13 protein-coding genes are annotated in these 14,433 nt (G+C 66.3%); 8 read left to right on the top strand and 5 right to left on the bottom strand.

Annotated elements, in window-relative coordinates:
* Position 1: 1 nt before the first annotated feature.
* Entirely contained in the window at positions 2-1,564 is a 1,563-nt protein-coding gene (locus ACX40Y_RS16325; RefSeq protein ID WP_459120626.1) for a glycoside hydrolase family 43 protein, read from the bottom strand.
* Positions 1,561-2,637: an alpha/beta hydrolase gene (locus ACX40Y_RS16320; RefSeq protein ID WP_459120625.1), complete on the bottom strand. Its 1,077-nt coding sequence runs from the start codon at positions 2,635-2,637 to the stop codon at positions 1,561-1,563. Before ACX40Y_RS16320 ends, ACX40Y_RS16325 begins: the two co-directional genes overlap by 4 nt.
* A 235-nt stretch (positions 2,638-2,872) precedes the next feature.
* On the opposite strand from ACX40Y_RS16320, the gene ACX40Y_RS16315 reads away from it, so the two are divergent.
* Entirely contained in the window at positions 2,873-5,524 is a 2,652-nt protein-coding gene (locus ACX40Y_RS16315; protein WP_459120670.1) for a glycoside hydrolase family 3 C-terminal domain-containing protein, read from the top strand.
* Here the strand turns inward: ACX40Y_RS16315 and ACX40Y_RS16310 are convergent.
* Positions 5,513-7,183 carry an FAD-dependent oxidoreductase gene (locus ACX40Y_RS16310; RefSeq protein ID WP_459120624.1) on the bottom strand — a complete coding sequence of 557 codons (1,671 nt, stop codon included), beginning with the start codon at positions 7,181-7,183 and terminating at the stop codon, positions 5,513-5,515. The genes ACX40Y_RS16315 and ACX40Y_RS16310 overlap by 12 nt on opposite strands.
* A 198-nt stretch (positions 7,184-7,381) precedes the next feature.
* Here ACX40Y_RS16310 and ACX40Y_RS16305 point away from each other — a divergent pair, with 198 nt between their 5' ends.
* A complete protein-coding gene (locus ACX40Y_RS16305; protein WP_459120623.1) occupies positions 7,382-8,956 on the top strand; it encodes a sensor histidine kinase in 1,575 nt (524 codons plus the stop codon).
* Positions 8,957-8,965: 9 nt separating this feature from the next.
* Here the strand turns inward: ACX40Y_RS16305 and ACX40Y_RS16300 are convergent, their stop codons facing one another.
* Positions 8,966-9,337 carry a response regulator transcription factor gene (locus ACX40Y_RS16300; protein ID WP_459120622.1) on the bottom strand — a complete coding sequence of 124 codons (372 nt, stop codon included), beginning with the start codon at positions 9,335-9,337 and terminating at the stop codon, positions 8,966-8,968.
* A 119-nt stretch (positions 9,338-9,456) separates the two neighbouring features.
* Positions 9,457-10,044, bottom strand: a complete 588-nt coding sequence (locus tag ACX40Y_RS16295; protein ID WP_459120621.1) for a response regulator transcription factor — start codon at positions 10,042-10,044, stop codon at positions 9,457-9,459.
* Between the two features lie 300 nt (positions 10,045-10,344).
* Here ACX40Y_RS16295 and ACX40Y_RS16290 point away from each other — a divergent pair, with 300 nt between their 5' ends.
* The 6 genes from ACX40Y_RS16290 to ACX40Y_RS16265 all read left to right on the top strand — a co-directional run bounded on the left by ACX40Y_RS16290 (position 10,345) and on the right by ACX40Y_RS16265 (position 14,385).
* Entirely contained in the window at positions 10,345-10,926 is a 582-nt protein-coding gene (locus ACX40Y_RS16290; RefSeq protein ID WP_459120620.1) for a helix-turn-helix domain-containing protein, read from the top strand.
* A 58-nt stretch (positions 10,927-10,984) separates the two neighbouring features.
* Positions 10,985-11,575, top strand: a complete 591-nt coding sequence (locus tag ACX40Y_RS16285; protein ID WP_459120619.1) for a M17 family peptidase N-terminal domain-containing protein — start codon at positions 10,985-10,987, stop codon at positions 11,573-11,575.
* A gap of 66 nt (positions 11,576-11,641) precedes the next feature.
* Complete coding sequence (locus tag ACX40Y_RS16280) at positions 11,642-12,304, top strand: response regulator (RefSeq protein WP_459120618.1); 663 nt, start codon at positions 11,642-11,644, stop codon at positions 12,302-12,304.
* 265 nt (positions 12,305-12,569) lie between these two features.
* Entirely contained in the window at positions 12,570-13,226 is a 657-nt protein-coding gene (locus ACX40Y_RS16275) for a hydrolase (RefSeq protein ID WP_459120617.1), read from the top strand.
* 44 nt (positions 13,227-13,270) lie between these two features.
* Positions 13,271-14,110, top strand: coding sequence for an alpha/beta fold hydrolase (locus tag ACX40Y_RS16270; protein WP_459120616.1), 840 nt, complete (start codon positions 13,271-13,273; stop codon positions 14,108-14,110).
* Between the two features lie 26 nt (positions 14,111-14,136).
* A complete protein-coding gene (locus tag ACX40Y_RS16265; RefSeq protein ID WP_459120615.1) occupies positions 14,137-14,385 on the top strand; it encodes a DUF1427 family protein in 249 nt (82 codons plus the stop codon).
* Positions 14,386-14,433: the final 48 nt, after the last annotated feature.

Raw genomic sequence — 14,433 nt, 5'->3', positions numbered from 1 at the left:
CTTATTCGCCGGCGGCGAGAAGCGTGAACGAATCGACATCAAGAAATCCCGTGCTCGGCGATGGATTGAAGCAGGAAAGCGCGACCTGTTCGCCCTGGAACGTGCCCGTCCGCCAGGCGAACGCCAGCGGGAAGGTGCCGCCGAGCGGCGTCCAGTCCTTTCCGTCGAGGCTGTACGATGCACGCCCGGCATCGCTGGTGAAATCGAGATCGAGCGCGAGCCACAGCGCGTCGCCGTGGATCGGGTGCCGCGCCACGCGCGTGTCGATCTTCGGCCCCTCTGTGGTGCTTTCGAGCACCGTCATGTCGAGATACGGCTTCCCATCGGCTGCGCGGCCCGCACCGATGCCCGCGCTATACTGGCCGAACGTGCCGAACCCGCAACGATCGCCCGGGCGGAGATGGCCGATGTCGAGCTTTACCACCGCCCGGCTTTTCGGCCCCTGCCCCTTCTGGATCAGCGTGTTGCGTGCCGACCAAAGATCGGGCGCGGTGGTGGCATGGAGCCGCAGCCAGCCCGGCCGCTCGGTCAGCGACCAGCGGGCATTGTCCGGATTGTGGTTCCATTGCCATTGCAGGCCCAGGCTCGCCGCATCGAACCCGTCCGACGCGGGCGGCTCGGCAAAGGGAAAGCCCGGGATCGGCTTGGCTGCGCGATCGGGCACGCGGCCCGGTGCGTCCGCCGTACCCCAGACCGGCCAGCCATCCTGCCAGAAGATCGGGCTGAGGTTCGTCATCCGGCCGATCGAGCCGGCATCGACCATCACGAAGCCATACCACCGCCCGTCCGGCAGATCGACGATCGCGCCCTGATGGCCCCCGGTGCGATCGTCGATCTGGTCGCGCGTCTCCCACGGGCCGAACAGGCTCCGCGAGCGCGACACGCTGAGCGCGAGGCGTGGCGGCAGCGAGTTGAACAGATAATACCAGCCCTCGCGCTTGACGATCTTCGAACCCTCGGCGCCGCGGATGTAATGGATCTTCTGCGAGGCGGTCACCGCGCTGAAATCCTTGTTCAGCGTCAGCAGCGTGATCGTCCCGTCGGCCGTGCTGGCGGTGGCGATATAGCCCGTGCCGTCATCGTCGATGAAGAATCCAGGATCGAAGGCCTGACGATCGAGATGGTGATATTGCCACGGCCCCTTCGGATCTCGCGCATAATAGACGCGCGTGTTCAGCCCGACCGGCGTCACGACGATGTAGAACAGGCCCTTATGGTGACGCAGGCTGGCGGCATACAGGCCGTGGCGATAGCCGTTGCCGCCGTTCAGATCATAGGCAGGCGTGCCCTCCAGCCGATCGGCGACATGCGACAACAGCGTCCAGTTCACCAGATCCTTCGAATGAAGGATGGTGATGCCGGGCACGTTCACGAACGTCGTCGAAACGAAATAATAATCGTCGCCGACGCGAATGATGTCGGGATCGGGATAATCGGCATAGAGCAGCGGATTGCGATAGGTGCCGTCGCCCTGATCGGCGCGCCAGACCTGCGCCTGGGCGGCAGGGCAGCCGACCGCCAGCGCCAGCGCAGCCGCCAGACCGAACCGGGCCGCCCGCTTCACGGCTGCCCCTTGAAGACGAGGTTGCGGCTGAAGAACGGCATCACATGATCCTGAAAGCGGCGGGCGACGTCGCTGGTATGGTCGCCCGGATAGATTTCGAAGCTGTTGGCGATGCCATAGCGATCGAGCACCTCGTGCAGCTTGGTGGCATCGGCCTTCAGCCCGTCGCGGTCGCCCACGTCGATCGCGATCGCACGGTAGCGGCGCAGATCGCCGATATACTGATCGACAAAGGCGAGCGGGGCATTCGCGGCCCATTTGGCGAGCACCGCCGCACGCGTCGCCTCGTCGCCCTCGGGCAGATCGAGATAGAGCGGCGGCTTTTTCGGATTGGGCGACCATGCCGCGGCCGTGGCGAGCGTCGCGCGCAGCATCCAGGGCAGCTTCGCCGAATCCTCGGCCGTCCTGACCGCCCCCAGCGTCGCGAGCGTCGCCGCATCGAGCGGCGGCGCCTCACGCGCCGACAGGCAGCACGGGCTCATCATGTAGAGCGCGCCGAACACATCGGCATGCTTCATGCCGATGCGGCTGGCGCCGTAGCCGCCCATCGAATGCCCCACCAGCCCGCGGCTCTCGCGTGCGGGGATCGTGCGGTAATGGCCGTCGATATAGCGGACCAGATCACGGGCGATGAACGCCTCGAAATCGCCCGTCGTCACCGAACTCGAATACATCGATCCGTTGTGAATGGTCTTGCTGCTGGGCAGCACCACGATCATCTCGCGCGCGCCCTTGCCCAGCGCGCCCTCGATCGTCTGCGGCACATGGATTTCCTCGATCCACTGCTCGGCGTCGATCGAATAGCCGTGCAATGCATAGAGCACCGGATATCGCCGGCCGGGCGCCTTGCCATAGCTGGGCGGCAGCACGACCAGCACGTCGCGATCGGCGCTTTCGCCCTCCAGATTGCCTTCGATCGCCGCCGAATGGACCTTGATCCGCTCGATCGTCACCTTCGGCGCGCCGGGCACCGGTGCCGGCACCTCGGTCTGCACCTGCGCCACCGCCGGCAGCGCACCGCCACATGCCAGCGCCAGACCGGCCGCCGCCGCCAGGAGCGATTGCCTCGCCATCATGCCTCTCCCCCCTTTGGATGCGCAGCGTGGGCGCCGCGTCTCGGGCTTATTTGTCCGCTTAATTCCCGCCATGTCAACGAAGGATTTGGCGGACAAAGGCTTGGAAGCAGCCGTTCTCGCTCGTGGAAACGCTGGCCATGCGGCGAACCACGGCATAGACTAGCATGAGTAAATAAACAGGGGAGTGGCGATGCGCGAACGGCAGATGCGAAACAACCGACACCGCTGGCTGATGCTGGCCGCCACGGCGATGCTCGCCAGCCCGCTATCGGCACAGGCCCCTGCCCCGGCCCGCGCGCAACCCGCTTCGCCCGAGCGCGAGCAGGCCGACCGCATGGCGGCGGAGCTGGTCGCGAAGCTGACGATCGACGAGAAGATCGATCAGCTTCTCAACGTCGCCCCCGCGATCCCCCGGCTCGGGATCCCGGCCTATAACTGGTGGACCGAATCGCTCCACGGGGCGCTGGGCACGCTGCCCACCACCAATTTCCCCGAGCCGATCGGGCTGGCGGCCACATTCGATTCGCCGCTCGTCCACGATGTCGCCGGCGCGATCAGCGCGGAGGTGCGCGGGCTTCACGCGCTTGCCCGGAAAACCGGCCGGATGGGCCGGATCGGCACCGGGCTCGACACATGGTCGCCGAACATCAACCTGTTCCGCGATCCTCGCTGGGGCCGGGGGCAGGAAACCTATGGCGAGGATCCGTTCCTCACCGCGCGAATGGGCGTTGCGTTCATCACCGGAATGCAGGGCAGCAACCCCGATCTTCCCGACGTGATCGCCACGCCGAAGCATTTCGCGGTGCACAGCGGCCCTGAATCGACGCGCCACAGCGCCAATGTGTTCGTTTCGCGCCACGATCTCGAGGACAGCTATCTGCCCGCGTTCCGCGCCGCGATCGTCGAGGCGAAGGCCGGATCGATCATGTGCGCGTACAATCGCGTCGACGGCCAGCCCGCCTGTGCCAGCGACGAACTGCTCAAGGATCATCTGCGCGGGGCATGGGGCTTTACCGGCTATGTCGTGTCCGATTGCGACGCGGTGAAGGACATCAGCGACAACCACCATTATGCGCCGGACGGCGCGACCGCCGTTGCCGCCGCGATGCGCGCGGGCGTCGACAATGAGTGCCATACGGCCACTTTGTCCGATACGGCGGGGCTCGGCGACCGATACCGCGAAGCCCTGGCGCGCGGCCTGATCACCGAAGCCGAAATAGATCGCGTGCTGATCCGCCTGTTCTCAGCGCGCTATCGCAACGGCGATCTGCCCGGCATTCGCAACCCGACTGGCGATCCCGCGGCAGTGGGCGCACCGGCCCATGCCGCGCTGGCGCTCGCCGCTGCCGAAAAAAGCCTGGTGCTGCTGAAGAACGACGGCATCCTGCCGCTTCGCCAGGGGCTCAAGATCGCGGTGGTCGGGCCGCTCGCGGATGCGACGCGGGTGCTGCGCGGCAACTATTCGTCGCCGCTGTCTGCGCCGCCGATCTCGGTGGTCGATGGCCTTCGCCAGGCGATGCCCGCCGCCAAGGTGCGTTACGTACCCTTTGGCGAGAGCTACACGGACGGCGATCCGGTGCCCACCACCGCACTGCGCACGCCGGACGGGCAGCCCGGCCTACTCGCGCGCTATTACAACGTGGTCGGTACGCCACCGGCGCGGTTCGCACCCGGCGAGATGGCAAGCTATGTTCGCACCGCCCGCTTTGCCGACACCCCGGTCGCCATCCGTGTCGAGACGGGCGTCGAAGGACGCAGCCTCGATCTCGCACAGGTTTCGGATCACCACCGCGTGGTCTGGACCGGCTTCATCGTACCGCCGGAGACCGGCAATTACCGGCTCGGCCTGTCGGGGTTCATGAGCGGCTCGATGAAATTCGAGGGCAAGCCGTTTGTCGACCTGAAGGACGCGCCCTGGGGCAGCCTGCCGACGATGAAGACGGTCCGGCTGGAAAAGGGGAAGCGCTATCCGATCGAGGTCAGCGGCGATGCGCACACCGGATCGGCCGGGGTTGGACTGGTCTGGAAACGGATCTCGCTGGCGCCCGAGCAGGAACTGAAGTCGGCGGCAGCCGACGCGGATGTGCTTGTCGCCGTGGTCGGCCTGACGTCCGATCTTGAGGCGGAGGAATCGCCGGTGGCGATCCCCGGCTTCAAGGGCGGCGACAAGACGACGCTCGACCTGCCGCCCGACCAGCAGGCACTGCTCGCCACGGCAAAGGCCACCGGCAAGCCCGTCATCGTCGTGGCGATGAACGGCAGCCCGATCAATCTCGCCTGGGCGAAGGACAATGCCGCCGCCATCATCGAGGCCTGGTATCCCGGCCAGTCCGGCGGGCTGGCGATCGGCAACGTGCTGTCGGGGCGGACCAATCCGGCCGGGCGGCTGCCGCTCACTTTCTATCGCAGCGTCGACGATCTTCCGCCTTTTGGCGATTATCGGATGGACGGGCGCACCTATCGCTACTTCTCGGGCACGCCGGTCTATCCGTTCGGCCACGGCCTCAGCTACACGCGCTTCGCCTATTCGCCCTTGCAGGTCGCCCGGAATAACGACGGCATTCGCGTCACCACGACGGTGCGGAACAGCGGCGAACGCCTCGGAGACGAGGTCGCCCAGCTCTATCTCGACTTTCCCGACGATCCCGGTGCGCCGCGGATCGCGTTGCGCGGCTTCCAGCGCATGACACTGAACCCCGGCGAGTCGCGCACGCTTCGGTTCGACCTGTCCCACCGCGACCTGAGCAGCGTATCGGTCGAAGGCGTTCGGCAGGTTCTCGCCGGCACCTATCGCGTAACGGTCGGGTCCGGCCAGCCGGGCAGCGGCGTCGCGGGCGAAAGCGCCAGCTTCGTGGTCGAAAAAGCGAGCATCCTACCGAACTGAGGCGAGCAACTCGGGGGAAGCGGTGGCGGCGTTGAGCATCGCGTGGATTTGCGCGATCACCGCCGCGCCCTCCCCCACGGCCGCGGCGACGCGCTTGGTCGATCCCAGCCGCACGTCGCCGATCGCGAACACGCGCGACAGGCTCGTCTCGAGCGGCGCCGCGCCGTCGCCGGTGCGCACGAAACCGCTCTCGTCGGTCGCCACGCGATCGCCCAGCCAGGCGGTGTGCGGCGTCGCGCCGATGAACAGGAACAGATGGGAGAGCGCATGGCGGACCTCGCGGCCGCTCGCGCCGTCGTGCACCACCACGCCCTCCAGCATCGGCACCGGCCCCTCCAGACCCACAAGTTCGGCACCGACATGGATCGTCACATTGTCGAGCGCCTCAATCCGTTCGATCAGATAGCGCGACATCGTCTCCGCCAGCGGCCGCCGCACGAAGACATGAAGCTCCCGCACCCGCGGCGCCAGGAACACAATCGCCTGCCCCGCCGAATTGCCGCCGCCGACCAAGCCTACATCCTTGCCCGCGCACAGCCGCCCTTCCACCGGCGATGCCCAATAGGAAACCGCCGCGCCTTCATAGGCGTCGAGGTTCGCCACCGCTGGCCGACGGTACGCCGCGCCCGATGCGATCACCACCGCCCGCGCGCGAACCGTATCGCCATTCGACAGGCGCAGCAGCCGCAACTCGCCATCGGTTTCGAGCCGATCGACCTGCACCGGGATCGCCACGTCCGCGCCGAACTTCAGCGCCTGATCGAATGCACGCGCCGCCAGCGCCTGGCCCGATATTCCGGTGGGAAAGCCCAGATAATTCTCGATCCGCGCCGACGCGCCCGCCTGTCCCCCCATCGCCCGGGCGTCGAGCACCAGCATCGACAGCCCTTCCGACGCGCCATAGACGGCCGCCGCCAGCCCCGCCGGGCCGGCCCCCACCACCGCCACGTCATAGATCTTTGTGCCCGACAGAGTGGGAATGATGCCCAGACAGGCGGCAAGTTCGCGATCGTCGGGCCGCTTGAGCATCGCACCGCCGGGACACACCACCAGCGGCAGATCATCCGGCACCAGGGCCAGTTGCTCGACGAGGCTGCGGCCCTTTTCGTCGCGTGTCGAATCGATGACGAGGTTCGGATAGCCTGCGCGCAGCAGAAAGCCCTGGAGCCGCAGCAGCACGGGATCGTCCGGCGCGCCGATCAGGATCGTGCCGGAACCACCCTGTTCGATCAGCCCCACGCGCCGCAGGATCAATGCCCGCATCACGATTTCGCCCACCTCCGCAGAACCGATCATCAGCGCGCGCAAATGCGGGCGATCGAACGGCAGCGCAAGGCACCCGCTGGCGCCGGCACGCGCCGACGCGATTGATCCACGACCGTCCAACTGGTTCACCTCGCCCGTAAATTGCCCGGCATCGTGCGTCGTGATTGGCGCGTCTCCGTCCAAACCGTCGCGCCGCTGAACGTCGATCGTGCCTTCGAGCAGCAACCATACCGGGACGTCGCGCTGGCCGGTCGAATAGACGGTCTCCCCCGGTGCGAAATGCCGCGCCCGTGCACTGGCGAAGCGACGGGCCACGTCGATCTGGTCGGCGGTCAGCACTGGAAACATCTGGTGCGCGCGCGCCGCCGTGCCGCTATTCGCTTCGTTCGACATCAACCGATTCCTTCTTGCGACGCCCCCCACGCCCGAAGCGGCAGCCTAACATGCGCACATGGCCGTGCATCTTGTCGATTCCCGATGCGGCTGGGACGCGATTGATCTTACGGCGCGTGGTCAATCCACTTTTGGGGGTGTCAGCGCCACCCGGGTCGGGGGTTGGTGCCCGGCCGGGCCCGAGCCATGCTGCACTGCATGACGAACCCGCCGGACATCCGCATCAACCGCGCGGCGGGCGGACCCGCCGGCCCCTTGCGATGGCCGCACGAACCGATCGGCGGCCGCCAGGCGGCAGCGTTCACGCTTGCGCTGGCGATCTTCTGGCTCGACACCTTCTCCTCGCTCGCGAGTGCGGTGGCAACGCTTTACGTGCTCGTGCTGCTGATCGCCGCTGGCGATGCGGCGCGTACGGACCTGATCGGCTGGGCCGCTGCCTGCGCGGCACTGACGGTCGCGAGCTTCTTGATCGTTCACGGTCGAAATCCATCCGTGGATGCCAGTCTGCGGATGATGGTCAGCCTGGCCGCGACGCTGGTGACCGGCGGACTGCTGCTCCATCGCCAGACATTCGATGCGCGCATGGCGCGCGAAGAGCGGCGCTATGCGACGATGCTCGATTCGCTGGCGGTTTCGATCTGGGAACATGATTTCAGCCCGGTCGCGGCAGCCATCGCGACGCTGCGCGAAAGCGGTGTCGGCGATCTTCGCGGCTATCTTCACGCCAATCCCGATTTCGTCGCTCGCGCCCGCGCGATGGTCCGTATCACGGGCGTCAACCAGACGGCGCTGGACATGATGGGCGTGGCGAACCGTTCGGCATTCTTCCGGCACCTGTCCGATTTCCTGCCACCCACCGACGAGAGCTTCCTCGACTGCATCCTCGCGATCGACGAGCGCCGCGAGATGTTTCAGGCGGAGACCCAGGTGCTCGGCGCTGATGGTGAGCCGATCGATATTCTCGTCGCCTTCAACCTAGCGTCTGCAGCTGGTCTGGAACGGGTGCCGGCGAGCGTGCTCGACATTCGCGAGCGCAAGCGGCTGGAAAAGAGCGTCGAACGCGCCCGCATCGAACTTGAGCGGGTGCAACGCACCGCCGCCGTGGGCGCGATGTCGGCGTCGATCGCCCACGAAATCAATCAGCCGATCTCCGCGATCCAAAGCTATGCGTCCGCCGCCACCCGCTGGCTGACGCGCCCGGAACCGGATCTGAACGAGGTCCGCCACGCACTCGCCGGCCTAGGCCGCGCCGTCGAGAGCGTCTATGACGTCATGCAGCGTGTTCGCAATCTGGTGGGCAGCGGCCGTGGCGAGATGGCCCCGACTCCTTTGCAGGCGCTCGTCGCCGAGACCGTGGCGCTCGCCACACGCGATGTTGAAGCGCACGGTGCCCGCATCATACTGGAGAGCGACATGGCCGGCCTGACCGTGCTCGGCGACGCCGTGCTGCTGAAGCATCTGCTGGTAAATCTGATCACCAATGCGTTGCAGGCGATGGAGTCGACCGCGCCAGCCGATCGCCAGATCAAGGTGTCGGTTCACGAGGCAGCGTCGGAGGCGCGGATCCTGTTGCGTGACAGCGGCCCCGGCCTCTCACCGGAAGCTGCGGCGGATCCGTTCGCCACCTTCTTCACCACCAAGCCCGGCGGCATGGGTCTGGGGCTTTCCATCTGCCGCTCGATCATCGACCTTCATGGCGGCTCGATCCGCCTCGACAACCACCCCGGCGGCGGTGCGCTAGTGTCGCTCGCCCTGCCGCTTCATCCGCTTTGAGGCCGCAGATCAGCCAAGGGCTTTGACGAGTGCTCGTGAAAGCCGCTCCGGATCAACCGGTTTTTCCAGCACCTCCGCCAGTTTTAGTGCTTCGGCACGGGCCCGCAGCGCGTCCGACGGGTAAGCCGTCATCAGGATCACCGCCTTGGCAAATCCCCGATCGCGGAGCCACTGGCCCAGTTCGATGCCCGAGCGGCCCGGCATCTGCTGATCGGTGACGATGCCGTCGATACCATCGAGCTCGGCCTCATCCAGAAACGCATCGGCGGACGCATACAAGGTCGTACCATAGCCGATCGAACGGAGCAGGCTCGCCGTCGCCTCGCGCACATGGGCATCATCATCGATCACGGCAATCATCGGCGTTCGCACGATCCACATTCTCCGCCGCGGGCCCGCAGGGGGAGCCGCAAGGCTGGCATAGAAGTGCGCACCGCCGCCGCGAAACTATACGAGCGTTTTAATGGGGAACCCTGAAGCTCCGCCCGCGGGCAGCGCGATCAGGCGATCATCGCAGCAGCGCGGACCAGATCGGGCACGGTACGAAGCCCCATCTTCTTCATCAGGCTCGAACGGTGCAGCTTGACGGTGATTTCGGCAATGCCGAGTTCGCCCGCGATCTGCTTGTTCAGCAGTCCGCGCACCACGCCCGCCATCACCTGCCGCTCGCGCGAAGTTAGCGTCTGCGCGCGCTGCCGGGTGGATTGTGCCTCCCGGCTTGCCGTCCAGCGCTCGCTGGCGCGCGCCAGACCGGCATTGACGGCATCCAGCATGTCCTGATCGCGAAACGGCTTGGTCAGGAAATCCACCGCCCCTGCCTTCATTGCCTTCACGGACATCGGAATGTCGCCGTGGCCGGTCAGGAAGATCATCGGGATATCGACGCCGCGCTCGATCAGCCGCTCAGCACATTCGAAGCCGCCAAGTTGCGGCATCCGCACGTCGACGACAAGGCAGGATGGCGCATCCGGCAGCGGCGTGTCGAGCAGCGCCTGCCCGGAGGCAAAATGCCGGACGTCAAGATTGACCGAGCGGAACAGCGAATCGAGCGAACCGCGCACGTGCGGATCGTCGTCGACGACGAGCACCAGCGGTTGTACGCTTGTCGCAGCGCATGCTGTGGGTGTGGAAACCAAGGCCCGCGCCTCCCTTTCGCGAGTCACAAGACCAATCCGGGCGGTTTCCATCAAGCCCGGAACGGGGGAGACAGGCACCACCCGAAAGGGTCTGCGCATCGATCCGGGCAACGGAAACCGCCGCATGACCGGCACGGATCAAACGATGGTCTAGCGCTTCCCAACCAAAGGCCTTTGGGCATCCTTCTCAGGTTCGATTCCTGGCGCACCGGCGGCGTGCGAAGGTCCCCTCGGATCAAAGGGGAGCCGATCATGTACCACGACGCCCTGATTGCCGGGTTCGATGACAAACGCACCGGATCGGCCGTGGCGGATGGCGGCGCGCGCGCCTCCGCTCTGCTGGCCGGCGCGATACGATCGCTGGACACGAACCCGCCGCTCGCCCGCCGCTATCTCGAATGCCTGTCCACCATATTGGCGGCCGATCAGCCTGAGCCTGCCGCTGGCGAGGCGCTGATCCCCGACCGCGCAGCCGGCGACGACAGCATGACGCGCGGCGGATTGGCGGCATGGCAGATCCGCCGCGTCACCGCGCACATCGCTGCGCACCTATCCGAACCGCTGACCATCGACACGCTTGCGGCCGTGGCACAACTCAGCCCCGGCCATTTCTGTCGGGCGTTCAAGGTCAGTCTGGGCGAGCCGCCGCACGCCTATCTCGTCCGGCAGCGGATTCGACGCGCCCAGCGGCTGATGCTCGACACAAGCGACGGACTGTCCCAGATCGCCTTCGCCTGCGGCCTCGCCGATCAGGCGCACCTCACCCGGCTGTTCCGCCGGCTGATCGGCACGACGCCAATGGCCTGGCGCCGAACCTGGCAGAATGCCGCCTGAGCGCCACCGGCGTGACGCTCAGATCCGGCACGCGCAGATCGCAGGAGACGTGCGGGCGATGACCGACAAGCCCGAGGCACATTCGATCGGCCATTGGCGCGGCGTCCATTTCCGCGTCGCCGAGATCGACGTTGTTGCCGCCGATGTCGACTTGCTGGTCCTCGGCATGCTCGAACCCGACATGGCCCATCGCGCGCGGAGCGGTGCCAGCGAGATCGATGATGCGCTTCACGGCACGCTGACGCGCTTGAGGGACGGCGGGATCTTCGCCGGACGGCTTGGCGACATGCTGGTACTCACCCAGCCGCCGGCACCGATCCAGGCGCGCGCGTTGATGCTCATGGGCATGGGCGCCGCCCTGTCGGGCAACCCGTCGATCGTCGGCGCGCTTACCGAGCAGGCGATGCGGCTGGCGTGGCGGCTGCGTGCCCGTTCCGTCGCCTGCCTGCTCGGCTGGTCCGAACTGGCCGTGCCCGATCCACTGGTCGAACCAATGGCAGCCGCGATGATGCGGGGTGCGCTGCGGGCAATCGATCAGGGCTGCGCGCCCGGCGAAACCCTTGCTTGCGACTGGACCTTCGACATCCGCAACGGCGAAGCCCAGCGGACCGCCAACGCCCTGACCGAGACGCTGCGACGCTGGCGATGAAGGTTGATGCGATCGGCGGCCGAAAGCGTTAGACTGCCGCGCACCCTGCAAGAAGTCGCTGATCGAATGTACGCCAACACACCGAAGCCAGCATCCGCAAGGCGCGGCGCCGCGCCGATCCGCATTCTGCTGGTCGACGATCACGTGCTGCTGCGCGAAGGAGTGCGCGCCGTCGTTTCCACCCAGGACGACATGATCGTCATCGGCGAGGCGGGCAACGGCGGCGAGGCGATCGGCCAATATGCCGTCTTGCGGCCGGACGTCGTGCTGATGGACCTTCAGATGCCCGATATGTCGGGGCTCGACGCGATCGCCGCGATCCGCGCGTCGTCGCCCGATGCCAGAATCATCGTCCTAACGACCTATTCGGGGGACGCGCGTGCGATCAAGGCCTTGCGGGCTGGCGCGATGGGCTATCTGCTCAAGGCCAGCCTGCGCAGCCAGCTGCTCGATGCGATCCGATCGGTGCATCATGGCGGCAAGCATCTCGACGCGAGCGTCGCCACCTCGATCGCAATGCACGTGCTCGACGATGACCTGACCGAGCGGGAGGTCTCCGTGCTTTCTCTGGCGGCGCATGGAAATTCGAACAAGCAGATCGCAGCGCGTCTCGAACTGTCCGAAGAGACGATCAAGGGTCACATGAAGGCGCTCTTCTCCAAGCTCGGCGCCAGCGACCGAACCCATGCCGTGACGATCGCCGCACGACGTGGCCTGATCGAACTTTAAGGTTTGCAACGACGCGCTTCGGCGCGCGCAAGAACCAATCGCATCAAGGCCGTTCAAGACCGCCCTTCCCGCCCCGGAATAGAAGCATTGGCGCAGCTGGCATGTCGTTGCCGGCCTTCGCCCGCTGGCGATGGTCAGGTTCGGCCCATGCTTCTGCTCGAACTAATGGAACAGAATAGCGCGAGGCGCACGCCCGGCCCGGGCGGCGCGACGCCCTCTTCTGCTCCAGTGGACGCCAGATATCGGCAGAACAAGGAGCCGCTTCATGACTCTCACCGCCACTGCCACGCCGGGCAAGTCGCTTGTTTCACCCAGCGATCACGCGCTGATCCTGATCGATTTCCAGTCGCAGATGGCCTTTGCCACCAAGTCGATCGATGCGACAATCCTGCGCAACAATGCCGGGCTGATCGCCCGTGCCGCCAAGTCGTTCGGCGTGCCGACAATCCTCACCACGGTGGCGGAAAAGAGCTTTTCCGGTCCGATGTTCAGCGAAGTGACCGATGCCTTTCCGGGCCAGGCGCTGCTCGACCGCACTTCGATGAACACCTGGGAAGACGCGGCGGTGATCGCGGAGGTCAACCGCATTGCCAAGCCGTGCATCGTGTTCGCCGGGCTTTGGACCAGCGTCTGCATCGTCGGGCCGGTCGCCTCGGCGATCGACCAGGGCTTCGAGGCCTATGTGATCACCGACGCCTGCGGCGACGTGTCCACCGAAGCGCATGAACGCGCGGTGCAGCGGATGATCCAGCTCGGCGCGGTTCCGATGACCTCGCTGCAATATCTGCTCGAACTGCAGCGCGACTGGGCGCGTGGCGAGACCTACGATTCCACCACCGGCATCGCGAAGCAATGGGCCGGTGCCTACGGCCTTGGCGTCACCTACGCCAAGACGATGTTCGGCGCCTCCGAAGGCCATTGACCTCTGAGCCCGATCTTCTGCCCCCAAAAACAAGGAATTTCCCCATGACCTCCACCGTGACCACCAAGGACGGCGTCTCGATCTTCTTCAAGGATTGGGGCCCCAAGGATGCCCCGCCGATCATGTTCCATCACGGCTGGCCGCTTTCGTCGGATGACTGGGATGCACAGATGCTGTTCTTCCTCCAGCACGGCTTCCGCGTCGTCGCGCATGATCGCCGCGGCCATGGTCGTTCGGAGCAGGTGAGCGACGGGCACGACATGGACCATTATGCCGCCGACGCGGCAGCGGTCGCCGAGCATCTGAACCTGCGCAATGCCGTGCATATCGGCCATTCGACCGGCGGCGGCGAAGTCGCCCGCTATGTTGCGCAGCATGGCATCCCGCAGGGGCGCGTCGCCAAGGCGGTGCTGGTCGCGGCGGTCCCGCCGATCATGGCGAAGACCGAAGCCTATCCGAACGGGCTGCCGCTCGAAGTGTTCGACGGGTTCCGCGACGGCACCGCCGCCAATCGTGCGCAGTTCTTCCAGGATGTGGCCGCCGGCCCCTTCTATGGCTTCAACCGCGAGGGCGCGAAGGTGCAGCCGGGCGTGATCGCCAACTGGTGGCGCCAGGGCATGATGGGCAGCGCCAAGGCCCATTATGACGGCATCAAGGCCTTTTCGGAAACCGACCAGACCGCCGACCTGAAGGCAATGACGGTCCCCACACTGGTGCTGGCCGGCGACGACGACCAGGTGGTGCCGTACCACCAGGGCGCCGAACTGCAGGCCAAGCTGCTGCCGAACCCGACGCTGAAGATCTACCCGGGCTTCTCGCACGGCATGCTGACAGTCAACGCCGACGTCATCAACCCTGACCTTCTCGCCTTCGTGCGCAGCTGATCGACCGGCGCCGGGGAGGAGATACGATGAAGCCGTACCTGATTTCGCTGGCCGCAGGGATGCTGGTCGGCCTGATCTACAGCCTCCTCGGCGTGAAGTCGCCGGCACCGCCCACCATCGCGTTGATCGGCCTGCTCGGCATGCTGCTGGGCGAACAGATGCTGCCGATGGCGAAGCGGCTGCTCGCCGGGCACGACGTGGTCGCGTACCTGCGGACCGATTGTGCCGAGCAAGTGCTGGGGCACCCGGTGAAGAAGCCCGACGAAAAGGCATGAGCCTCACCCGCCGACAGACCCTCGCAGCCGCCGGCGCGCTATTGCCAA

It is taken from the genome of Sphingomonas sp. RS6 (assembly GCF_054489705.1).
The sequence above is the reverse complement of the archived record's forward strand: the minus strand, read 5'-3'. Positions and strand labels throughout refer to the sequence as shown.